Genomic DNA, 23252 nt, shown 5'->3' on the forward strand with positions numbered 1-23252 from the left:
TGAAGGGCCGTTGAAGACTACAACGTTGATAGGCAAGATGTGGAAGCATAGTGATATGTTAAGCTAACTTGTACTAATTACCCGTGAGGCTTAACCATACAACGCCAAACGCGTTTTATGTGATAGTGAAACAAGCGAAGAAGTTAATAGACTAAAGTAGATACTTGAAGACTTTATTATCAGAAATTCCAAATTTATGAGGTGACTCTTAGCGCGTAGCGTTAACATTGAGGCACCTTGCGCAAAGGAAATGTAAGCACTACGTGCTTTGTCATTACTCCTTTGCACCATATTTGCTTGGTGACAATAGCGTTTTGGACCCACCTGACCCCATGCCGAACTCAGTAGTGAAACGAAACAGCGCCGATGATAGTGTAGCATTTGTTATGTGAAAGTAGGTCATCGCCAGGCTCCAAATAAGAGAAACCCGTTACAGCGATGTGACGGGTTTTTTGTTGTCTGGAATAAAATTAGCGCTCTCAGCTTTAAGCCGTCAGCTGCACAGCGTCAACCTATACACCGTAGCGTGGGTTGAGTATGTGATACCCACGGAGAAAAGAACGCGAAGACCACCTCAGAGTCCAGTGAGTCCTTTTTAAATAATATTAAACGTACACTGTTATGTGTCTCTTTACCGCTGTGGGCACCATGGACTTCCCAGCTTTCACTAGACAGTTTTTAATTCAGAATAATACGCTTCTTCAAACTTAGCAGGTGAAACACCCCCTGTATGTGAGTGCGCTTTTTTGGATTGTAAAACATTTCTATAAAATTGAATATCTCACATTTCGCATCTTCGCGTGTCGAGTATATCTTACGCTTAACTATTCGCTTTTTAATTGTCGCAAAAAAGCTTTCAGCAACCGCATTATCATGACAGTTCCCAGCGCGGCTCATCGAAGGTACAAGATTATGTTCTTTCATAAATGCGAGATAGTCTGCGCTATCGTATTGACTACCTTGATCACTATGCACCATTACCTCAGCCTTCGGTTGACGTTGATATACAGCCATCAACAATGCGTTTATAACAAGGTGCTTATCCATATTTTTATCCATCGACCAACCCACAATACGCCGAGAGAATAAATCCATTACTGTTGCCACATATAAAAAACCTTCATAAGTTCTTATGTAAGTTATGTCGCTCACCCATGATTGATTCGGCGCAGGTGGGTTAAATTGACGCGCTAATAAGTTATCTGCAATCCGCGATGTCTTACCGGCTTTAATATGGCGACGCTTATACCCAATTTGCGCTTTAAGCCTATGTTGTCGCATGATCTTAGCAACACGATTTACGCTGCATTGCTCACCGGCTTCACGCAAGTCTGCATGTATCCAAGGGCTACCATACGTGCCGCCACTGGCTACATAAAACTCTTTAATGAGCTTCAACAAACGATTATCTTCAGCGCTCTATTGCTTAAAGGCTTTTTTAACCACGCATAAAAACCACTACGATGCAGTTTAAAAAGGCGACACATCGTCGTGATGGAAAACTCATCTCGGTGATCACGAATGAAGCCGTACTTTACTCGGGGTTGCTGGCAAAGTACCTTGCGGCCTTTTTTAAAATATCCCGTTCCTCCGTGACACGTTTCAATTGTGCCTCTAATTTAGCGATCTTCAATTTTTTATCGGATGATTGAACGGATTTAGGTTTATCTGATAACTGACTCTGCCAGTGATATAACGTTTTGGTGCAAATATCTAATCGCTCAGCGACTTCTGCAACTGAATATCCACGCTCAGTAATTTGTTTAACAGCCGCTTCTTTAAACTCTTGGGTATACCGTTTGCCTTTGCTCATAAAACACCTCTTATTAGAAGTTATAATGTAACTTATTGGGTGCCTAGCAAACTATGGGAAGTCCACCATGTCATTCTACTTCGTAGCGCACCATGGCTCCAAATAATACCAATGCTAGTTATTAAGTGATCAAGTTTGTCCATTCTCTCGAACAGATACGCTTAACGTTATCAATGTATGAGCGAAATACATTCCACGCCATAGTTACTTGTTCAACAATATCGTCATAACTTGCAAATGTGCGATTTGATAGCGCTCTGCTTCTCATCCATGCCCATACTTGTTCAATGGGGTTCAGCTCAGGTGAATAAGGAGGAAGTGGCATCACTGATACATTTTGAATGAACATTACCCATATGCCAGCTTGCGTGATCAACTATGATTACAGCGTGCTGTCCATAGCGCGTCGCATCCGTAATGTGTCCTAGAAGGTTGTTAAAATAAATTCGACTTCAATCAGCAAGCCATTGAAATAGAGTGTTATTTTCGGTTATATTGTTGACTCTGAGTTCTAAAAGGGAGCTTATTGAGTTAGATTTAAGATCTAATATTGGATTACCTTTATTTTCCTCTAAAGTAACATTGTTTTTAAGGCCTTTTTCGGTTACTTCACAGGTACCATTTTTACAAATAACATCAGGTTCTGGCCTAATTAGCCGCTTATCAGAAGTCGTGATAACATATCGATCATCAACCCCTGAAAAGCCTTCAAAAACCTTAAAATTTTCAGTTGAAAGACTTGGCTCTATTCCCGCTTTTATTTCTATCATATGTTGTAGAAATTGGTAACTACCCCGATGAGACAATGCACTTAAGCCTGGCTCAGTCATAAACGAAATGAACCCCTCATCTATACCAGATGAAGATAGTTTTTTTTGACTATCAAGGATATTATTTATGGTAGTTTGATCTTTATCCGTAAAGCTGACAGCAAGCTGGTATCCTTCACCGTTGAAGTGGCCATTATTAAAATTACTAAGTATCTTCCCATCGTCATGCATTCTGTAACCACCAAGATCACTGGCAAACTGACGTATATACTTAAAATCTATATTATTATTATCAGCATATTCATAGATATCAGCTAATTGTTCTCTATCTCCTTGTGTCAAAAACTCATAAGAACTTCGCATTAAGTTAGATAAGGACATCCCATCAGTGCCGCTTAAAATTTCTGATTCAGTACCACCAAAAATATCCGTCACCATAGTTTCATAATAATGCTCAGACCGGCTTATATTTTTGCTTTTTTCTAAATCCCGTTCATCTAAAATAGACTCGAACTGTGATGTTACTTGTGAGCTATATCCATCGGAAACCATCGCTTTACTAAAGGAAGAAAAAGAGTTCGTATGAGATGATAGTAATTCTTCAAATGATGCTAGTGCGGTAACGTTACTTTCGTACTTAAGGCTGTCTCGTTTTAGGTTTGATAGGTTTTGCTGATCAAGTGTGTGCCATCTTTCATATGCAGCTACTCTCTCTGAGCTGCTAAATGTATTACTTGTGTCTAATGCTATCGTCTCAAGTTTTGATTGGGATAAATGTTCAAATTCCCATTTTGCTGTGGCAACCTCATCACTATTTATTTCTGCATTTGAAGAGAGTATTTCCTTATGTAAAGATAAATTTTGCTGACTTAATTTAGAAATATCAATAGAGCTTTTTGCTTTACCTAATTTCGACGCTAATGAAGAAACTGATGCTTGTATTTCTATATCCTTACTTTTTTTGGGATCAGATTGTGGCTGAGGAAAAGCTTTTCTCGCATTTAACAAACTTCTCTTGATATCAGGTAGATCCATACAATTGACCCTCTAAACGAAAATAGACTCCTTTGATTAAATTTGGAGTCTAAGGTGTTAATTAGTTAGTTGTGTAGTTAAAAGTTATACTTTCTATTCTATTTGGTGTTGAATAATGGAAAGTACCAGTTGCTTCAACTCTATGAACAATTGATACTTGAATACCTGGTTTGAAGCTCTCACCATTAAATACTGTTACCTCTCCAGTAGAGTTTGCCACAATTGGTTCGCACTTAACGGGATTGTTGTTATATGCTCGATAAAAGCACAATTCAACAATCTCGCCAAAAGAATCTGGGTAATTTGCAGATGTGTAATTAATCCCAGTAATTTTACCTGTTTTACTCTCAAATGGAATATCTCTTAAATCGCCATGTAATATAGAAAATAGAGATGATGACAGACCACCGGCAGAGCTTAATACTAGCATCCTGCTAGGTTGCTTCTCTTTAGTTATACTGAAATCAGCGGCGAATGCTTGAGTGCTTAAAACTAGTGAAGACATTAGAAAAGCGGCAATAGACATTTTCTTCATTAAAACTTCTTTATTATATAATTGGAGAGTTTTCATTCTCTGTTTTGTACCTTTTTTACATTATTTTAATGAGGCAACATTGTCAATGTATTAAGAACAAATTATACAGTCTCGTTAGCTAGGGTCATACTATGTAATGGATATTTGTACGTTTAAGTATCCATTATTAAATGAGCACTTTTTTAAATTCAAATGAGAGGGCACCCAACTAAATTACAAAAACTATTTATAGGTTTACTCGCTGATCTTATGCTTATAAAGCAGAAGAGCTGAGCGCTTCATGTTTGTGTGGGAGTTTGTCGACTATGAATGGGGATCCCGTGTAGAGACTGTAGCTGTCATCTAGCTAATTAAAAGTTGAGTGCAGTAAAGCATAGCCTTTGACCCTTAGAAAATATTATCTTGTTGCAATTTCATTCTTGGTTTAATAAGTAAGCTGTGTAAAACTAGCTGAGTTAATTTAGTAAATCAGGTGACATGAATGTCGGATATAAAAGCTTGGAAACTTATAAGCCTGTTTTGTTTGATAAGCTTGCTTATGGGCTGCCAATCGAAAGAAGAGCAGTTACAACAAACAATTCAACAATCTATAACTAAAGCAGAGGTTGAACTAGATGGGCTTGGTAAAGCCTTAGATAATGGTTCAATGCGTAATGCTGTCTTATTGACTGAATATGCCCGCATAATCAGCAATGAAAAACCTCAGTTATCGCAAATCGCTTCTGTAATGGCTCAAGATGCAACGCGAAATGGTGCGCTTTATTCTGGCTTGCAGCAACGCTTGGCTGATATTAAAAGCACGTACCTTATACCGCCCTATGAAGAAACATTACGAAACTTAGATTTATTAAGAGATGCAGCAAAACCCACTCTGTTTTCTGATGCATTGACCGATCCTATCAATATGCTAGCTGATATGTCAGGTGGCTCACTTGCCCGTGTTGGGGCTATAAGCCAACAGGCTGAGGGTGCTGGTGAAGGCAATCAATTAGTTGGTAATCCAAATTACGGTAACTGGCAAACTAATAGTAATGGTATTAGTTTTTGGCAGTGGTATGGCATGTACCGTATTTTAGGTGATGTATTTGACCGTGTTGAATATGGTAGTTGGAGTAAACGCCGTAAGTACAGTTATTACAATGATTATGGTAGAGCGCGTTACACCAGCCCTAAACAAATGAAAGCGCAAACTGCAGTTGAAACGAGAACTCGTCAGTCTTATCAGCGTCAGGGTAAACAATTTACAAGTCCGTACGCGACGAAAAAAACAGGTGCTTCAGGGCTTAGTCGTAGCAGTTACACACCACCTAAAAGCAAGAGTAGTTACTCAAAAACGAGTAGTTACAGTAATAGCTCAGGATCGGTAAGAAACAGTAATAGTCGCACTTCTCGTGGTGTTAGCCGCGGTAAATAAACTGCCTCGTAAAGAATTAAGTGTTGGAGTTAAAAGAATATGTACGAATTTAATGGAATAACTATGTGGTCTCTGCAAGCGTTGGCAATTGATTTTGCAATTATTATCGCTTTATTTGTCAGTCTTAAATTTATTAAAGGTTGGGTATCTAACTTACATGCCAATGATGAAATCACAGAGCGCGATAACTTCGCCTTTGGTATCAGTTTTGCGGCGGGTCTGGTTGCATTGGCAATTGTACTCACTGGTGTAAGTAGCGGTGCATTTGCTGCAACCCTACAGCAAGAAGCACTGCAAATGCTAGCCTACGGGGTGTTGGCAATTGTCCTAATAAAACTAGGTCACTTTTTTCAAGATAAAGTAGCACTACGCAAAGTGAGCCTACATGACGAAATAGTTAAAGGTAATGCCACTGCCGCAATCATCGACTTTGGTCATGTTGTGAGTGTTGCAATAGTGATTCGCTCAGCGCTATTTTGGGTTGCAACAGAAGGGTGGCACGGCATACCGATTGTTATTGCAGCATTCATTATTGGTAGTCTCGCTCTGTTACTTGTTAGTCAGTATCGTGTGCAGTTATTTAAACGCACTAATCGCAGTGGTGACTGCTTACAGCAAGCTATCATTGATGGCAATTTAGCTGTTGGTATACGTTACGCTGGCTTTTTAATCGGCAGCGCACTTGCTATTACTGCGGCTTCAGGTATTGCGCCTTATGTTGCAGACAGTATTAATGCTAGCCTAGTGTATTGGGCTATTAGTGCGGTTGTGTGCTTAATTGCCTTTATCTTATTACATTTAATAACGATAAAAATAATCCTAACGGGTTGTGATATTTCTGATGAAGTTAATCGCCAAAAGAATGTTGGCGTAGCAACAATTTCGGCTGCAATCTCGTTTGCAGTAGGTATTACGATGGCTACGTTATTAGGCGCATAAGATTTGTCACACACAACAACGGCCCCAAGTAAGCACGCCTTACTTGGGCATGATTTTTTATTAATAACTGTTATGGCCGTACTCGCTGGGTGCGGCCTTATTTATGAATACCTCTTATCACATTATGCTGGGCGTGTACTAGGTTCGGTTGAAAGCGCTATTTATGCCATGATTGGTACTATGATAGTCGCAATGGGCATGGGGGCATTTTTAGCTCGTTGGTTTAAGGATCCATTTACTGCTTTTGCATGGCTTGAAAGCCTTATTGCGTTAGTTGGTATGGGCTGTATTTTAGCCATTGCTAGCGTGATTGCTGTGAGTTATTCATTACCACATATATTTTCCGAAATTTTTAACCTTCCCGCTGACACTATATTAAATGGCTATGTTTTTCAAAAGCTGCAAGAGTGGTCGCGTTTTCTTCCCTATGTATTCGGTTTGTTACTTGGTTTATTAATCGGCATGGAAATACCGCTTATTGCCCGAATTCGTCAACATGTATATGGGCGATTTTTAGAAAACAACGCAGGGACAATTTATGGCGCAGACTATATCGGCGCAGGGATAGGTGCGGCTATTTGGGTAAGTATTATGCTTGCTATGCCCATAATGCAAGCTGCGGCATGGACTGCTCTTTTTAATATAATTGCTGGCCTGGCATTTTTATGGCGTTATCACAGCTATGTACGCTTTGCTAAATTACTTTTAGTATGCCATGTAGCGCTGTTAGTTTTATTCGGCTTTATCTTAGTATTGGGTAGTAGTTGGATGAAAGATTTAAGCAACGTGCTGTATAAAGATAAGGTTATCTATTCTGAAGCAACTAAATACCAGCATCTCGTTTTAACTGAACGTTTAAGCCGTAATCAACCAGACCCAATAACTGACCTTTACTTAAATGGTCGTTTGCAATTTTCAAGTGTTGATGAACAAATCTATCACTCTATGTTGGTCTACCCTGCGCTATTAGCATCTAACCGCCATGATAAGGTATTAATCATTGGAGGCGGTGACGGCTTAGCGATGCGTGATGTACTTAAGTGGCCAGTTGATGAGGTGACGCTAATAGACCTTGACGCTCAGCTACTTAATTTATTTGGTCATCGTGATGAGGTATTTAATGCGCCTGCACATATAGTCAGTCGATTAACTAAATTGAACGCCGATTCGATGAATGATCCTAGAGCGAACGTGATTGTAGGTGATGCATTTATAGAGGTGGAACGATTACTTGATCAAGGTAAGCGATTCGATACGATTATTATCGACTTGCCGGATCCGAATCACCCAGATCTAAACAAAATGTACAGTGATTACTTTTATAACCATATTCGCCAGCTACTTGCAGCAGATGGTGCAATGGCTGTGCAATCGACTTCACCGTATCATGCAAAAAAAGCATTTTTAAGTATAGGTAAAACAGTCAAAGCGGCGGGCTTTAAACATGTTGAACAGTATCAACAAAATATTCCGTCATTTGGACAGTGGGGGTGGACAATAGCTACCACTAATGGCAAATCAGCCAGTGCACGAATACAAGATGTTACGAGTCTGCCTGTTACTTCAAGGTGGATCAGTCAAAAGTATTTACTGGCGACATTCGCTTTTCCAAACAGCTACTTTGAACAAATAAAAGATATTGAAGTCAATAGATTAGGGTCAGGCACTTTGTATGATTATTACCGTAGTGCATGGCAAGTAGAAAGCGAATTGTATAAAAATTAATAAAACCGGGTTGACATAATATGTCGCTCGTGCGAATCTTAACTCAGACATAATATGTCAGATAACAAAAAGGCAGAGACATGGAATTAAACGAACTTTCAATAAAGCTAGCATCTTTTGAAACTGAAGGCGCTAATTTTGAATCTTTCTTGATCGCCAACCAAGACGAGCAAGATGTGTTACAAGTTATTGTTGATGGAAATGATGAACTTCCAATTTTTGTTACGCAAACACAAGAGCAATTGTTATGTATTAGCTACTTGTTTGCAGATGACGAAGTAAAACCAGATTTACGTAATGAGCTAAACGAAACGTTATTACGCTTGAATGTACCAATTCCATTGAGTGCATTTGCCAAAATTGACGACAAATATGCAATTTTTGGCGCTTTGTCGGTGAACTCATCATTTGATGACATCACCCATGAGTTAGTAACATTAGCCGATAACGCTATCGATGCCCTAGAAGCTGTTACTTTGTATTTGAATGATTAATATCTCATTTATCAGTGCAATTAAATAACAGTTAGCTATTTTAAGTGGAGTTAAGATTATGAGTATATTAAAGAAATTATTTACAGCAGTTCGTGGCGGTGCGCGTGAAGCCGGTGAAGCAATCGTTGATGCTAATGGTATCCGTATATTTGAACAAGAGATTGCTGATGCGCAAAACGCACTGCAACGCGCTAAAAAAAGCTTAACAGAAGTTATGGCTAAAGAAATGCAAACTAAGCGTGCTTTAAGTGCACTTGATGCCTCAATTGCTGAGCACGAAGCCTATGCAGGTCAAGCACTTGAAAAAGGTAACGAAGCACTTGCTTTAGAAATTGCTGAAAAAATTGGCGACTTCGAAAACGAAAAAGCTGAACACGAGCAAGTGTTGGCAGGTTTTAGTAATCACATCGTGACATTAAAGCAGCAAGTAAAAGATGCTGAAAAATCGATTAAAGAAAATCAACGTCAGCTTACTATGGTTAAAACCACAGAAAGTGTGCAACAAGCGACTATGGCTGTTAATAGCACTTTAAATACGAATAGCTCGTCGATGACCAATGCTCGTCAATCGCTTGAGCGTATTAAAAAGCGCCAACAAGATCGTAGCGACCAACTAGGTGCTGCAAAAGAACTTGAAGCTGAAACCAGTGGCGGCGATTTAAAAGCTAAAATGGCTGAAGCAGGTATTGGTGATAGCAGCCCGAAAAGCGCAGATATATTAGCGCGCATTAAGGCTAAACAAAACGGCTAATCATCAGCTATAAATTTTAAAAGGTAACGCAGCACCAGCGCGTTACCTTTTTTGCTTAAGAGGCAGTCTATGTTTAATTTCTTTAAATCTAAAAAAGCCCCAGAACGTCAATTAACTCATGCTAGTGAGCTGCAAAAAGGCGATATGCTAAGCATCATTGATTCGTTTGCTTACCCTAGTTGGTTAAAAGGGCAAACGGTGCGAGTGATTGATGTGCAAACCTATCAATACCAGCACAGTAGCGATACCGAGTTTGTTTTAGAAACTAACAGCGGACAAGTTGTTTTTTTACAAATTGAAATGGAAGATGGCGAGCAGTGGGCTAATTTTTCAATAAAGATTCAACGTGATGAAGTAGATGATATTTTTACCCTCGACGAGTTTGCGCGTATTTTTGACGAAGAGTCTCTCACTTTTATAGAAGTAAAAAATACACCCGAGCGCTTTATGCAGTTTTTAGGCAAAAGTTATCAGCAAAGTGAATCGCCGTATGTTTGTTATTTTCATAAGCAAGATTATCGCAAGCAGCCATTACCGCGATATGAGCAAGAAGGTGGCGAGCCCTGTGAGATGATATGCTTAGCCTCTGACGATGAAAGCCACAGCTTAAATATTGAAATTTGGGATGGTGGTGAAACCGAAGTATCACTTACACTGACGAGACCAATTTCCGATATTGTGGATTTATTCCCTGGAGATGCAAAGTGAGTGATGCTAAGGCTAAATGGCAACGCCAAGAGCAAGCTGTAAGAGCAACGCAAATGGCCTTTGATTTAAGTAGCGAAGTGCAAAAATCAATCAAAAAGCAGGCGATTGATCAGGAGCTAACCCCTTCAGATATGATCCGTAAAATTTTAGCGCTCGATGTTAAATCAAAAAAAACGCGTCAAAGGTTGTCATTTAATCTCAATGATGAAGAAATTGCATTACTAGCTGAACGCTTTGGTGTTGCAGTCGATGACAAACGAGCAGTTAAGCAACAAGTCGCTGAATTACTTATTGCCCACAGTAATAAAAAATAGCCACAGTTTTGCCTTCTTAAATATAAGCCCTTACACTGAGGGCTCATATCCTAATAAAAAATGAGTTGCCGTGAATATCGTTTTAATCGCTTATTTAATTATTTTCGCTTTATTTGGTACTGCTGCGAGTTACTTTGTGCGATTTATTTACGCTTACTGGGTAAAAAAGCAAATGCCAATGCAGCATATATTTAAAGCGGGTGTGTGTATTATTGGCGTATTAGTAATATCAGCGCTAATCCCCTTGATGGTTTAGCGCAGTAAGAAAAGCGTTATTTAATTTCAAATGCTTGGCATTGTTGATTAATACACAGAGCTTGTACTGGTAAAACCGGTGAGCAATCGCTTGCTCCACTCGCTTGATTCTCAAGTGCTTCTTGTTCAGTTACTTGTTGAGCTAACTGCTCTGCGGCTTCTTGCTCAGTATTTAAAGCTGAATATACCAAGTACCTGCTGGGCCCGCCACACGCTCGTTGACCTACCTCAAGAACTTTACACTGAAAGCTTGCTGTACAGCTGGTATCTTCAACTAGCTTAGATAATGCGCTGTTTGCTTTAGACAAACTAACTGAACCTGATGAACTAGTATCAAACGTACTTTCACAGCCGGTAATAATAAATAGGCTGGCTGCAATTGCCAGCGCTCTAGAATATGAAACGCACTTCATATTAATTCCTTTAATAAACACTTGTTGCATTGCCAGTAACTTTAACACATTTATTGCTACTACACTGTGCTGCTGGTTTAGTTAAATGCTGGCATATACTGACCATGCCGGTTTGGGCATTAAATTGGCTTTCGAGGGTTGTTATGTGTTTTGCTGCTTGTTCAACTTTTTGACTATCGTTGTTTTTAGTTGAAAAAACAAGGTAGCTACTTGGCCCACCACAGGCTCTACTCCCTACAGGCAATACCTTGCATTGTGCGCTAGTATCGCAGCTAAGATCTTCGGTGAGTGTTTTTAATTGTCCGTGAGCTGCTTGAATTGCTTCTCCTGACGCGGCTTTGCTTTTATCACCTATAGCCACGGCATGATTATTTTTGGCTAAAGCGGTGGGTGCTGGTTTTAATTGCTCAGCCTCTGGTGTTGCAGCATCAGAGCAGCCAACAATAAAAAGAGGCAATATAACAACACATAATGAAAAGCGCATAACGAACCTTTATAGTGATTAACAAGTAATCACTATCATACACTTTGCACATAACACAGCAATAAAAACTATTACATTCAAAAGGTAAACCCGTTACTTAAATAAAATAACGGGTTTCATAGGTAGATTATAAACCGCCTTGGGTTAGCTTGGTGGGGTTGAGTAATTCTTCTAAATCAGCGCGAGATAGCTGCGTTTCTTGCTCTGCGACATCAATGATTGGCTGACCACTTTGATACGCTTGCTTGGCAATTTTAGCGGCTTTTGCATAGCCAATAACAGGGTTTAGGGCTGTGACTAAAATTGGGTTTTTTGCCAATGCTTTGTCAATGTTTGGTTGATTGACCTTAAACGTTCGAATTGCTTTATCAGCTAATGCGCGGCTACTATTTGCAAGTAACTCTATACTTTGCAATATATTGTAGGCAATGACTGGCAACATGACATTAAGCTCAAAGTTGCCAGATTGTCCTGCAACAGTAATCGTGGCGTCATTACCAATAACTTGCGCGCTGACCATTGCTGCGGCTTCTGGGATCACAGGGTTTACTTTACCAGGCATAATTGAAGAGCCTGGTTGTAATGCTTCAAGTTCAATTTCACCTAGCCCAGCGAGTGGTCCTGAGTTCATCCAACGTAAATCATTGGCTATTTTCATTTGTGCTACGGCAAGTACTTTTAGTTGCCCTGATAATGAAACAATGGCGTCTTGTGAGCCAATGTTATAGAAAAAGTTTTTACTGGGCACAAAGCGTATGCCTACATTAGTGCTTAAGTTTTTACAAAATTGCTCAGCAAATTGGGGATCTGCATTTACACCAGTACCAACGGCTGTTCCACCCTGTGCAAGTGCTGATACGCCATCTAAGCTATGGCGAATAGCCGCCATAGCGGTATCAATTTGATGTTGCCAGGTATTTAGAGTTTGACTAAAAGTGACAGGCATTGCATCCATTAGGTGGGTACGTCCAGTTTTAACTATATCGCCTACTTCAGCTTTTTTACGCTCTAGCATCTGTGATAGCTGATCAAGGGCTGGAAACAGCTCATAAACAACATTAATCACACTGCTAACAGCGATAGTCGTTGGGATCACATCATTTGAACTTTGACCCATATTCACATCATCATTTGGGTGAATTAGCTCGTCATTATAGCGACTAGCAAGTGTTGCTATGACTTCGTTGGCATTCATGTTGGTACTGGTGCCTGAGCCGGTTTGAAACACATCAATTGGAAAGTGATCTAAATGTTGGCCATCAATTATTTCTTGGCAGGCGCGTTCTATTGCCTGTGCTTTTTGTTTGTCTAAATGACCTAGTTCGCAGTTGCTTTGTGCGGCAGCTTGTTTAACGTATGCCAATGCCGTAATAAATTGTTTTGGCATGGCTAAACCACTAATACTAAAATTATTAACCGCACGTTGGGTCTGTGCTTGGTAAAGCGCATCGGCTGGTACTTGTAATTCGCCCATGCTGTCGGTTTCAGTTCTATACTCGCTCATAAAAGCTCCTAAAAAGGGTTGAATTCGTGACTGAGAATACGTGCTTCTCGTTCAAGGATAAGATATTTTTCGTTACCGTTATGGGTTCTATAAAAACGTTTTAACGCCAATAAGGGTTTGTATAGTTGCTCTGAACATTGCTTACGTATTGCGCAATGAATTAAAGAATCGCACATTTTGTTGAGAATTTCATGAAAAGTGCGTCTTAAATAGAGTTCTTGGAGCAAGACACTTTGGCTTTTTTCGTAATAGCGTGCGGCATTGAGGCCAGCTTCAATATAGTTTGCAACTAAAGCGGGGGCATGTAGTCCTGGACGTTGGCAAATACACTTCATTTGTTGTTGATAATAAAGCATTGCTTGGTGTTCGTGCATAATAAAACCGAATAGCTGTAACGATAATTGTTATCATTACAGCTATTCGGTTTTGGTGCAAGTTTGAATGTGTAAAACTTGTCGAAATTTTAGGGTATTAATTATAACCAAGAATGAAAATTTGATCTGTTTCATGCTTTTTCTGAGCCTTATTTAGTTGATTTGTTTGTGATAGTAAATCAATTACGGTAGCTCTTTCGTCACAGTTTGTTTTTTCGCTTACGGGCTTTTCACTCGCGGCGATAGCAGCATCGAGTGCGGTGTAGGGTGATATATACATTGTCTTCTCCTATTTATGGGTTCACATTACTTGTAGCATAAGCTATACCAACTTGAGTAATAACATATAACCGCATGATTTTTATGTGTTAAAAATAAATATCGTTTTTTTGACACGACAAAAGTAATTAAATTTGCTTTACTATTGTGCATAAATTCCTGATTGTGGTGCGTAAAAAAGAATGAATAAACCATTTTCTCAAGCTTGTGAAAATAATAAAGGGCCTATCTTGGCTGTTTTACAGCAATACCTAAGTGACACGCAAGATGTGTTAGAAGTGGGATCGGGAACGGGGCAGCACAGTGTGCATTTTGCGACGCATTTAACTCATTTGCAGTGGTACACCAGTGACCGTCCAATTAATCATGCTGGAATATTGCAGTGGTTAGATGATGCTAAACTAAGTAACTTACACTCACCTTTAACATTAGATTTAAATCATGATTGGCCAGTTGAAAAAGTGGAGGCTATTTACACTGCTAATACGCTGCACATTGTAAGTTGGTCATTAGTCGAGCAGTTCTTTGCAGGTGTAAAAAAGCACTTAGCGCCTGCGGGTATACTGTGTATTTATGGCCCATTTAAGTATCAAGGCCAATTTACCAGTGATAGTAATCAGCGCTTTGATGAGTTTCTAAAACAGCAAGATAGTCAAAGTGGTATTCGCGACGTTGAACTCATTATTAAACTTGCGCAGCAAGCTGGTTTAACACTTTTGAGTGATAACCAAATGCCTGCTAATAACCAATTATTAGTGTTTAAACATCTTGTTTAAAAGGTAATAGGGTCTCACAGTGTTGCTGGTAAGCTAGAGTGTGCCGTCGTTCTCGCTTTAAAAAATCAGCAATCGCGAGGCTAAAGTCTTGGTCTATTATAGTGTGAATCGAATGCGTAACAACAGGCTCAAAACCGCGGGCTATTTTATGTTCGCCTTGAGCACCTGAATGAAAGCAATTTAATTCATTGCTAATGCAGTACTCAATGCCTTGATAGTAACACAGCTCGAAATGCAGGCAATCTACTTCTTCACTGGCTCCCCAATATCGGCCATATAACGTGTCATCACTTTTAAAGCTCAGCGTTGCTGCGATTATTTTTTCGTCTTTCAGAGCGTGCATGATCACCAATTTATCTAACATTAAAGCATGTAATAAGATAAAAAATTCATGGTTTAAATAGCCCATGTGGCCAGAGCGTTTTAGATATGTACGCTGATAAAACTCACAAAATTGACTGACTACTTCGCGCGTAATCTGATTGCCTTGTAACCATTTAATCGTTATACCTTGCTGAGTGATTTTGTTGCGTTCTTTTTTGACTGCTTTGCGCTTTCTGGCGCTTAAGTTTTGTAAAAAGTCAGTAAAGCTTTTATAGCGGCGGTTAAACCACTGAAACTGTACACCGATACGGGCCATTGCATTAAGGTCTACAAAGTCATTAACTTGTTGTTTCGGGCAAAAGTTAATATGCCAACCAGACCAGCCATTTTGTTGGCAATGCTCGTTAAGTAACTGCGTAATGTACTCATTCACAGCATCTGAATCATTCGCATGTATCGCAATACGCTCCCCTTCAATAGGGCTAAACGGTGAGCCGCATAACCATTTAGGGTAATAGGCTATGCCATGTTGCTGATAGGCTTCTGCCCATGCCCAATCAAATACATATTCACCATAAGAATGACCTTTTAAATAACCAGGTGCGAGCGCGACGATTTCGTCATTTTCGTAAATAGCTAAGTGCATAGGCTGCCAACCACTGGCTTTACTCACGCAGTGGCTTTGCTCTAATGCAAATAAAAAGGCGTGATCAGTAAATGGGTTATCGCCAAAAAAAGACTGCCAAACGCTGGCATCTATTTCACTAATAGCGCTAAACCAATGGTGACGAAAACGTGACATAAACGGCTCTATTGTTGTTCAACTGCGTGTAAAAACTGCTGAATTTGCTGACTTAGTTCGTCAAAATAAGGATTATACGTTAAGCGCTGAAAAGGTTTATATTGAGCTAAGTTATCAGCTGTGCGTTCACCTATGTTAGGTTTCTCTATCGTTTTACATTGTTGGTAAAGTATTTCATCATCAAGGTGGCTGCCGCAATTACGATAAGCCCCTTTACTGCCATAATGTGGGTTATTCGGAGAATTAACCACAGCAATATGTGATATTCCACGAATGTTTTTACAATTTTTATTTACGCACTGAGGATTATAAATAGTGTAATCTTCAGCAAAGCTTGTCGGTATTGCTTGCTTATCACCGTATAAAATAAGGGTGTCTAAGTCGTTTTGAGGACGAGCTTTTTTATCGTGTAGTGTGTTAAGTAATGCCAGGGTTGCTTGGCTATCAATAGTGGTATCTATATCACTTAAAACACTAAAAACAGGAATGTTAGGTAAATTGCGTTTTTTAATACTTGTTAACTCAATCGTTGCCATTGCATCATCTGCGGCAGCAGCAGCATTCCAAGGGAACGACTCATACTTGGCAAAGTCGATGTCAGCGTCTTCATCTATCCAATCAACAAATGGAATTAAATCAATCCATTTTGCTAACCAACCATTTTTGTTATGAGGCTCACTTGCAGGAGAAAAGAGCATGAGCGCTTTGATTTTCTCATCAACAGAGTGAGTGGTTAAGTAGTTTATAAGTAATGCCGCACCCGTCGAATAACCACCTAGTACTACGTTTTCATAATCTTTTAACGTGCGTTTAATCGCGTAGTCAGTAGCGTCTTGCCATTGCTGTGCATTGATAGTTTGTAGGGCATCTGCAGCAGTACCATGGCCAGGTAATAGTATGGTTCTAACACTATAACCTTGTTGAAAATAAATCTGCGCTAGATCATGAAAAGTAAAAGGCGAGTCCGTTAAGCCATGAATTAGTAGGGCGACTTTATCATTATTCGGTTGGCGTAATTCGAAAGGGGCAATAATATCGGCAATATTTGCTTTTTCTGGCCGTGAACCTTGCTCTACAAGTTGTTTATAGGTTGGTGTTAACACAGGACAGGGCATTTTTGCTCGTGGGTTACTTTGTGTAATATATTGATAGGCAAAATCTAAATATTCTGAAAAGCTGATGCTAGATTGATATGAAAATATTTGCTCGGGTTGTTGCTTGGTAAAACGCAATAAACCTTGTTCTTTACTTTTTGCTATAAAGTCGAGATCTGTTAACTGGTTTACACAATTATCATTACTAGTTGCCAGCACTGGGCTGCTAAAACTGAGTGAAATGAATAAACCAAGTGAGCTGAAAAATCCTTTAATTTTCATCATTATCTACATATTGAGTAAGGCACAGTGTTAGCTTATCGAGTTCAAGCGGTTTTGCAAGGTGTTGATTAAAGCCGATGGCTAACGCATGCGCTTTATCTTGAGGCATTACGTCAGCTGTGAGCGCTATTATAGGTAGCTGCTCAACTGTTTTAAATTGGCGAATTAAGGCGGTGGCTTTGTAACCATCCATCACCGGCATTTGGCAGTCCATTAAAATAATATCAAACTCATTATTTTTTACTTGCTCAACGGCAAGCTCACCATTTTCAACTAAGGTCGGTTTTATATTTAACGAGTCGAGCATTGCTTTTATTACGAGTTGATTTACTGAGTTATCTTCAGCAACAAGTACTTTTAGCTTACTTAAATCAATATCGCTTTTGATTTGTTGTAATTTCATTTGTGCTGGACATGTTACAAGCTCAAGATTCAAAGTAAATGTGGAGCCTTCACCTTCCTTACTGTGCAAAGAAATATCACCAGACATTAATAAACTAAGTTCTTTAGCAATTGTTAAACCAAGACCTGTTCCACCAAAGCGCCTAGAAGTTGAATCATCCGCCTGAGTAAAAGCATCAAAAAGTTTGTCTTGTTCTGAATCTGGGATACCAATGCCACTGTCTTTTACACTGATAGAGATACCCATTTTATCATCGATTGTTTTGAAAACAGTTGCATTAATACTTACTTCACCTTGATGAGTAAACTTAATTGCATTACTACATAAATTTAAGAGTATTTGCTCAATCCGCATTGCATCACCTTCAAACCATGTGTCATGAGGTAGATTATTATTGCAATGCCAGCTGATACCTTTATTTTCAGCTGTGGATTTGAACATGCTATTAATACGCTCTAGCAGCCCATTTAAATCAAAAGGGCGGCTCTCTAAAACTAGCTTTTGAGATTCAATTTTAGATATGTCTAATACATCATTTACTAAGTTCAAAAGTGACTTTGATGCTAAATTAATTTGATTAAGGTAATGAGTTAAAGTCTCTATATTGTCTTCTTTTTTCGCTAAACTTGAAAAACCAATCACTGCATTTAAAGGTGTACGAATTTCATGACTCATATTTGCTAAAAAGCGACTTTTCGCTTTATTGGCTTCATCGGACTGTTTTTTCGCATTTTCAAGTGAACGGGTGCGCTCAGATACTAACCGAGAAAGTGCGATATGCTGGTGGTTAAACAACAATAAAACCATGAGGATAAGGCTACAAACCACGACCTGTAATACAAGTAAAAATAAAGTCAGTTGATTCGTGTAATGGGGGATAAACTCATCTTTTATGGTTAAATCGATAAACCAGGTTTGTCCAGAAAAGTTAACCTTAATCGTTGAAAATATGGCGTTCTTTTTATTGCTCTCTTGCCCATTAATAAAAAAAGCAGGGTGTGCTTTATCTTCATAAATAACGATATTGAACATATCGACTTGCTCTTGGGTAATTGCTTGCTCAATGATATTTCTTACTAGAAATACCCCTGTTGCATACCCTTTTATAGTCGCTTGTTCATTGTTTTGTTTAAACACGGGAGCAAAAAGTAAATAAGCTGGCTCAGGTTGATCCGTTTGCACCAGTTTTATTATTTTAGTTCCTACAGGCTGATATTTAATACTGGGATCTAATAACGTTTGACGCCTATCGGCACGCGAGAACACATTAAAACCAAGTGCAGATTGATTTTGAGTAAAAGGTGCTATGTACTTTACCACTACAAGTGGGTCGTTTGTGGATAAGGGGTCACCTTTGATTTCAATATCCACATGATAAATATCTTTTAACTCACTACGGAGTTTAGGTATTTGTTGTTGGTTGATTTTTTCATTCCAAGACAATGCTTTTATAAAAGCATGTTGTGAGAGTAACTCTGATGCATAACTATAAAATTCTTGTAATGTTAGGTTAGGATCAGATTGCATCTGGCTTGCGAGGCTTTGCACTGCAATTTGACTACGATTTAAATAGCGAAATAGGCTATTTTCAATGATCAGCGCTTCTCGATTCGCTATTTGTAACGCGTTAGAGCTACTTTCTTGATTATAGAGTTTTGTCGTCATTGCAACCGACACTAGCAATACCGAGCATACTAAAATGGTAGGGAGGGAGGTTAGGTTGTATCGCTTATTTTTAGTTTGTAGTAAAGCAAGTAATAAAGGCGTTGTTATTAACACACCTAAAGCATCACCCAGCCACCAGTACAATACATTACTCCAGTGATTATTAATGCTGTAAGCGGGGTTAAAGATACTTAGAGCGTATACGCCAATATTGGCAGAAATGAGGCTTACGACTATACCTACGATAAAGATAAAGAAGATGATCGCTTTTCGAGTTTTAAGGTAAAGAGGATGCCCTAACCAATACTTTAACAAGCTAGCCCCTACCATGGCTTGTAGCACTACTCCTAAGCCTATTAATAAAACCTCATTTAATGTATTACCAACAAGCACATTATCATTGATGCTGCTTTCTCCAGCACTGAGGTTAAATGCAACTGAGGCAATAAAAAGGGCGGGGATAAATCGCCACCACCAAATAAAGCAACCCACAAGTGCAATACCCGCTGGTAACCAGATAGGAATGACCTGAGATTGGAATGCGAAATTCGTGAGTAATTTTCCGCTCAGGAAATAGGCAGCGCAGAGAATGACGTAAAAGCATAAAGAACTTATTTTAGACTGAAATACTTTCACGTGCATCCTGTTGTATTTATTTTTATGTTCGTTTCAGTATAGCTAAATAGTACAAAAAAGGGGGCTTTTTATAATGGTAATTGCTTTTTACTAAAAGCTTGCTTTAAAACAATAGTTGACTCAATATTTGCAATACAATCAATGCTTCCAAGCTTATATTTAACAAAGTGTTCGTAGCTTTCTAAATCAGTAGCGACTATTTTTAGTAAATAATCATAGCTGCCAGAAATCACCCCACACTCTAAAACATAGCTTAGCTTTTCCACCTGCTCTTCAAAAGCATTGGCTGCATTGACAGAGTTTTGGCTTAATCTAACAAATGCATACACTAAAACATTTAAGCCAACCTTTTTTGGATTAATTGCGCCATGGTAGCCACTAATAACCCCAGTGTTTTCGAGCTTTTTTATGCGTCTTAAACAGGGAGTATCAGACAGGTTTACCTCGCTGGCCAATTGTGAAATAGGGCTACGCGCATTATCTTGCAGGCGAATTAACAGCTCTCTATCTTTTTTATCTAAACTCATAAATTGTAGGATTTCTTTGAAATTTCATTATTAAATGGTTAAAACCACTAATTTTACTAGTAATTTGTAGGGGTTTTGCTGATTACTACTCTATGCTATCTGTTAACATAAATGCAATAAAAAATACTGGATAAAGTAAATATGAGTAAAAATACTCAAGCATTTGACGAGTGGCTCAGAACTCGGTTTGTTGAAATAAATACTAACTTGGAGAAGTTATATTGGCAGCAAGATGATAAAGCTAATGTGGAGCTTGTAGGGGAGCAATATAAGCATCAACTAGAGCTTGAAGGGAATACTCATATAAGTAAATTGTTAGCTGAAGGCAATACAGATGAAGGCTTTGACAGCGCATTTGATTTACTCGGCAATGTGGGCTTATTTATGGCAGCGTGTCGTCGTCATGAAATCACTGAGCCGTCACGAGAAACAACATCGCCACTTGTTGAAGCGTCGGCTTTAGCAATGCACATAGGCGCTTCGATTGGGGTGACTCCACGTTTTGCTACTGCGCATTTAACTACGCACAATAAAGCCGTGAATGGTTTATATAAACGCTTTACAGACTTACCTGATGAGAAACTGTTTATTGATTACAACACGAAAGGTATCTTGGCGTATAAGCGAGCAGCCGATGCATTGTTAAAGATACAACCTTTAGGTATTTCACACCCTTTGTGCGGTGATTTACTTAAAGTTGCAAAAGCGGCACTGCTAGATGTTATTGAATCAAATAACGCGTTATATACACAGCTCGATACTGAGCGCTTCTTTTTTTGCGTTCGCCCTTATTACAAGCCGTACCGAGTTGGCAAGGAAGTTTATCGCGGCGCAAATGCGGGAGATTTTGCAGGAATTAATGTAATTGATATGCTGTTGGGGTTATGTTTTGCAAATGAGCCAAGTTACTCTCAAATGCTAGTGGATAAATTTTTATATATGATGCCAGAAGATCAACAAATACTTCGTGAATCAATGCGCATGCCAAGTATTATGGATGATTTTTTAGCCGCATCAGAAATGCATGAAAATGATTGGTTTCAAACCAATGTAAAACTGTTTATTCAGGTCTGTAAGCTTCATGGTGATACGGCAATTGGCCATCATAATCAGTTGGTTAGTAAATTTATAGCGCAACCTGCTCAGCAAATGCAGCAGCAACACATGCAAAAAGTGACGGCGAGTGGGCCACCACTGCATGTTTTGTTAGATTCACTTGAAAAACTGAGAGATCGCCGTGCTGCGGCTAAGCGAGACGATATAAAAACTCGCTATGATGATTTATCGCAGCTAAAAAAGTGGGTGAAAAAATAAATGTATAAAGAGGATTTTAACCTTAGCGCTGGGTGTTACTTATTAAATCACTCGGTTGGCCGCGCATTGAAAAGCAGTCAAAGCGATTTCAACGAGCACTTCTTTTCACCTTGGCAAACGACTAACAAAGAGCCATGGCAACAATGGTTAAGTGCTATTGAGCGTTTCACTCAGGCTTTGAGTGATTTATTTAACAGTAATCAAGCGCTTTTTTGTCCGCAGGTTAATTTATCCAGTGCATTAACTAAAATATTAATGTCGCACCCAAGGTTAAAGCAAAGTAAATGCAGAGTATTAATGGCGCAAAGCGATTTCCCGAGTATGGGTTTTGTTATGCAAAAAGCGTTGGCTGCAGACGCTCAGATTGACTATATACCCAGTGAGTTAGACTTAACAGATATTAATGTTTGGCAGCAATATATAAAATCAGATACTGACTTAGTGTTTATTAGTCATGCTTACTCCAACACCGGCCAACAAGCTCCTGTTAGCGACATTACACAGTTATGTAAGCGCAATAACTGCTTAAGTTTAGTGGATGTAGCACAATCTGCGGGTGTCTTAGCGCTCGACTTAGCAACCGTTGAAGTCGATTTTATGATTGGCTCCAGTGTAAAGTGGTTGTGTTCAGGGCCTGGCGCGGCCTATTTATGGATCAGTGAAGCGCAACTCGAACTTTGCCAACCGACAGATGTAGGTTGGTTTTCACATCAAAACCCCTTTGAGTTTGATATTAATCATTTTGATTATAATGCGACGGCACTTCGTTTTTGGGGGGGAACCCCTTCGATTGCTCCTTATGTGATCGCAGGACATAGCATTGCATACTTTGCAAAATTGGGCGCTGCATTTGTTCGTGAGCATAACCTTAAGTTGTTAGCCCAGCTAAATTTGGCTTTGAGTGAATATCAGGTTTCACCCAGTTCAGCACAAGCCTCTAGTGGTACAGCAATTCTTCATTTTGCACAGCAACAAACTGATGTGATGCATGCCCTCACAGCTGCGAATATCAGTGTTGACGAAAGAGCGTATGGGATCAGAGTTTCACCGCATATTTATAATGATGAAAAAGACATTGAGCAGTTTGTCGCAGTTGTTAAAGGCGTTCTAGAGACCTGATTGTTGACGTAAGTCATCTTTTAATGCGCTGAGAGCTTTAATTTGTTTTTCATGGCTGTTTATTTGTGGCTCAAAATAACTTTTTAACTCATCAGTGCGTTGAGCAATTGCAGCTGCAATGGAGCTGGCACCCATGCGATTGGCGGTGTCTTGGGTCATGTAGTTAATTTTTTGCTTTTTCTTTGCAACCGTTTCTTTTAGTTTTTTTATTGCCTGTTGATGCTCAGCAATCTCACGATCAACTTTTTGTATTGTGAGATAGCTATCCACAGAGTCTAGAGTGTTTTTTTGAGCTTGTTCATTTTGAGTTTGCGCTATATTAGGCGTTTTAATATTTACTTTTTTGGCATTTTCATCACATGGGAATTGACTAAATATAGCAATACCATTTTTTTCACATTGGAACACGGTGGTTGCAGCTTGGCTTGAGCCAGCTATGGTTAACACAAAAAAACATAACAACGCTCGCATTATTAATCCTTAGAATACACAAAACATAAATT

The 23252-nt window shown here is 39.2% G+C and carries 24 protein-coding genes, 2 rRNA genes and 1 pseudogene; 13 read left to right on the top strand and 14 right to left on the bottom strand.

Going from position 1 to position 23252, the window contains the following annotated elements; translation table 11 throughout:
• A 23S ribosomal RNA gene (locus AAEU30_RS08115) occupies positions 1-98 on the top strand; the annotation flags it as partial.
• A gap of 198 nt (positions 99-296) precedes the next feature.
• A 5S ribosomal RNA gene (rrf, locus tag AAEU30_RS08120) occupies positions 297-411 on the top strand.
• A 256-nt stretch (positions 412-667) separates the two neighbouring features.
• On the opposite strand, the pseudogene AAEU30_RS08125 reads toward rrf, so the two are convergent.
• The 4 genes and pseudogenes from AAEU30_RS08125 to AAEU30_RS08140 form a co-directional block, all read right to left on the bottom strand.
• Positions 668-1813 (bottom strand): annotated as a pseudogene (locus AAEU30_RS08125) (IS3 family transposase).
• 121 nt (positions 1814-1934) lie between these two features.
• Positions 1935-2162, bottom strand: coding sequence for a transposase (locus tag AAEU30_RS08130; protein WP_421960089.1), 228 nt, complete (start codon positions 2160-2162; stop codon positions 1935-1937).
• A gap of 103 nt (positions 2163-2265) precedes the next feature.
• Entirely contained in the window at positions 2266-3618 is a 1353-nt protein-coding gene (locus AAEU30_RS08135; RefSeq protein WP_421960090.1) for a hypothetical protein, read from the bottom strand.
• A 61-nt stretch (positions 3619-3679) separates the two neighbouring features.
• Positions 3680-4189: a hypothetical protein gene (locus tag AAEU30_RS08140; protein WP_421960091.1), complete on the bottom strand. Its 510-nt coding sequence runs from the start codon at positions 4187-4189 to the stop codon at positions 3680-3682.
• 445 nt (positions 4190-4634) lie between these two features.
• On the opposite strand from AAEU30_RS08140, the gene AAEU30_RS08145 reads away from it, so the two are divergent.
• The 8 genes from AAEU30_RS08145 (at position 4635) to AAEU30_RS08180 (ending at position 10754) form a co-directional block, all read left to right on the top strand.
• A complete protein-coding gene (locus AAEU30_RS08145; RefSeq protein ID WP_421960092.1) occupies positions 4635-5567 on the top strand; it encodes a CHAD domain-containing protein in 933 nt (310 codons plus the stop codon).
• A 39-nt stretch (positions 5568-5606) separates the two neighbouring features.
• Complete coding sequence (locus AAEU30_RS08150; RefSeq protein ID WP_421960093.1) at positions 5607-6506, top strand: DUF350 domain-containing protein; 900 nt, start codon at positions 5607-5609, stop codon at positions 6504-6506.
• Between the two features lie 3 nt (positions 6507-6509).
• On the top strand, positions 6510-8231 hold the full coding sequence (locus AAEU30_RS08155; RefSeq protein ID WP_421960094.1) for a polyamine aminopropyltransferase: 1722 nt from the start codon (positions 6510-6512) through the stop codon (positions 8229-8231).
• Positions 8232-8311: 80 nt separating this feature from the next.
• Complete coding sequence (locus AAEU30_RS08160) at positions 8312-8725, top strand: YjfI family protein (protein ID WP_087534556.1); 414 nt, start codon at positions 8312-8314, stop codon at positions 8723-8725.
• A 58-nt stretch (positions 8726-8783) separates the two neighbouring features.
• Positions 8784-9476 (top strand): PspA/IM30 family protein, encoded by a 693-nt coding sequence (locus AAEU30_RS08165; RefSeq protein ID WP_087534555.1) that lies wholly within the window; start codon positions 8784-8786, stop codon positions 9474-9476.
• A gap of 69 nt (positions 9477-9545) precedes the next feature.
• On the top strand, positions 9546-10184 hold the full coding sequence (locus AAEU30_RS08170; protein WP_421960095.1) for a DUF4178 domain-containing protein: 639 nt from the start codon (positions 9546-9548) through the stop codon (positions 10182-10184).
• A complete protein-coding gene (locus AAEU30_RS08175) occupies positions 10181-10498 on the top strand; it encodes a hypothetical protein (RefSeq protein ID WP_421960096.1) in 318 nt (105 codons plus the stop codon). The genes AAEU30_RS08170 and AAEU30_RS08175 overlap by 4 nt, the downstream gene beginning before the upstream one ends.
• 70 nt (positions 10499-10568) lie before the next feature.
• The gene (locus AAEU30_RS08180; RefSeq protein WP_256829238.1) at positions 10569-10754 is read left to right on the top strand and encodes a hypothetical protein; all 186 of its coding nucleotides are present in this window, start codon (positions 10569-10571) and stop codon (positions 10752-10754) included.
• Positions 10755-10770: 16 nt separating this feature from the next.
• Here AAEU30_RS08180 and AAEU30_RS08185 read toward each other — a convergent pair whose 3' ends face one another.
• From AAEU30_RS08185 to AAEU30_RS08205, 5 genes are all read right to left on the bottom strand, one after another.
• On the bottom strand, positions 10771-11166 hold the full coding sequence (locus tag AAEU30_RS08185) for a hypothetical protein (protein WP_421960097.1): 396 nt from the start codon (positions 11164-11166) through the stop codon (positions 10771-10773).
• A gap of 10 nt (positions 11167-11176) precedes the next feature.
• Positions 11177-11650 (bottom strand): hypothetical protein, encoded by a 474-nt coding sequence (locus tag AAEU30_RS08190; protein ID WP_421960098.1) that lies wholly within the window; start codon positions 11648-11650, stop codon positions 11177-11179.
• A 127-nt stretch (positions 11651-11777) separates the two neighbouring features.
• Positions 11778-13154, bottom strand: coding sequence for a class II fumarate hydratase (locus AAEU30_RS08195; RefSeq protein WP_421960099.1), 1377 nt, complete (start codon positions 13152-13154; stop codon positions 11778-11780).
• 8 nt (positions 13155-13162) lie between these two features.
• Positions 13163-13528 carry a hypothetical protein gene (locus AAEU30_RS08200; RefSeq protein ID WP_254911261.1) on the bottom strand — a complete coding sequence of 122 codons (366 nt, stop codon included), beginning with the start codon at positions 13526-13528 and terminating at the stop codon, positions 13163-13165.
• A 97-nt stretch (positions 13529-13625) separates the two neighbouring features.
• Complete coding sequence (locus AAEU30_RS08205; protein WP_087534549.1) at positions 13626-13808, bottom strand: hypothetical protein; 183 nt, start codon at positions 13806-13808, stop codon at positions 13626-13628.
• Between the two features lie 181 nt (positions 13809-13989).
• On the opposite strand from AAEU30_RS08205, the gene AAEU30_RS08210 reads away from it, so the two are divergent.
• Positions 13990-14583 carry a DUF938 domain-containing protein gene (locus tag AAEU30_RS08210; protein WP_421960100.1) on the top strand — a complete coding sequence of 198 codons (594 nt, stop codon included), beginning with the start codon at positions 13990-13992 and terminating at the stop codon, positions 14581-14583.
• On the opposite strand, the gene AAEU30_RS08215 is transcribed toward AAEU30_RS08210, so the two are convergent.
• The 4 genes from AAEU30_RS08215 to AAEU30_RS08230 all read right to left on the bottom strand — a co-directional run bounded on the left by AAEU30_RS08215 (position 14567) and on the right by AAEU30_RS08230 (position 20316).
• A complete protein-coding gene (locus AAEU30_RS08215) occupies positions 14567-15709 on the bottom strand; it encodes a GNAT family N-acetyltransferase (protein WP_421960101.1) in 1143 nt (380 codons plus the stop codon). The genes AAEU30_RS08210 and AAEU30_RS08215 overlap by 17 nt on opposite strands.
• A gap of 8 nt (positions 15710-15717) precedes the next feature.
• Positions 15718-17088, bottom strand: coding sequence for an alpha/beta hydrolase (locus AAEU30_RS08220; protein WP_421960102.1), 1371 nt, complete (start codon positions 17086-17088; stop codon positions 15718-15720).
• Positions 17075-19789, bottom strand: a complete 2715-nt coding sequence (locus AAEU30_RS08225; RefSeq protein WP_421960103.1) for an ATP-binding protein — start codon at positions 19787-19789, stop codon at positions 17075-17077. Before AAEU30_RS08225 ends, AAEU30_RS08220 begins: the two co-directional genes overlap by 14 nt.
• A 68-nt stretch (positions 19790-19857) precedes the next feature.
• The gene (locus AAEU30_RS08230; RefSeq protein ID WP_421960104.1) at positions 19858-20316 is read right to left on the bottom strand and encodes an Lrp/AsnC family transcriptional regulator; all 459 of its coding nucleotides are present in this window, start codon (positions 20314-20316) and stop codon (positions 19858-19860) included.
• A gap of 141 nt (positions 20317-20457) precedes the next feature.
• Between AAEU30_RS08230 and AAEU30_RS08235 the strand changes: the two genes are divergently transcribed.
• Together AAEU30_RS08235 and AAEU30_RS08240 are read left to right on the top strand one after the other, a co-directional pair.
• Positions 20458-21630, top strand: a complete 1173-nt coding sequence (locus AAEU30_RS08235) for a PrnB family protein (RefSeq protein WP_421960105.1) — start codon at positions 20458-20460, stop codon at positions 21628-21630.
• Positions 21631-22749, top strand: coding sequence for an aminotransferase class V-fold PLP-dependent enzyme (locus AAEU30_RS08240; RefSeq protein ID WP_421960106.1), 1119 nt, complete (start codon positions 21631-21633; stop codon positions 22747-22749).
• Here the strand turns inward: AAEU30_RS08240 and AAEU30_RS08245 are convergent.
• Positions 22738-23220, bottom strand: coding sequence for an RNA-binding protein (locus AAEU30_RS08245; RefSeq protein WP_421960107.1), 483 nt, complete (start codon positions 23218-23220; stop codon positions 22738-22740). The genes AAEU30_RS08240 and AAEU30_RS08245 overlap by 12 nt on opposite strands.
• Between the last annotated feature and the right edge of the window lie 32 nt (positions 23221-23252).

The sequence above is a fragment of the Pseudoalteromonas mucoides genome (assembly GCF_049257175.1).
Lineage (GTDB): Bacteria > Pseudomonadota > Gammaproteobacteria > Enterobacterales > Alteromonadaceae > Pseudoalteromonas.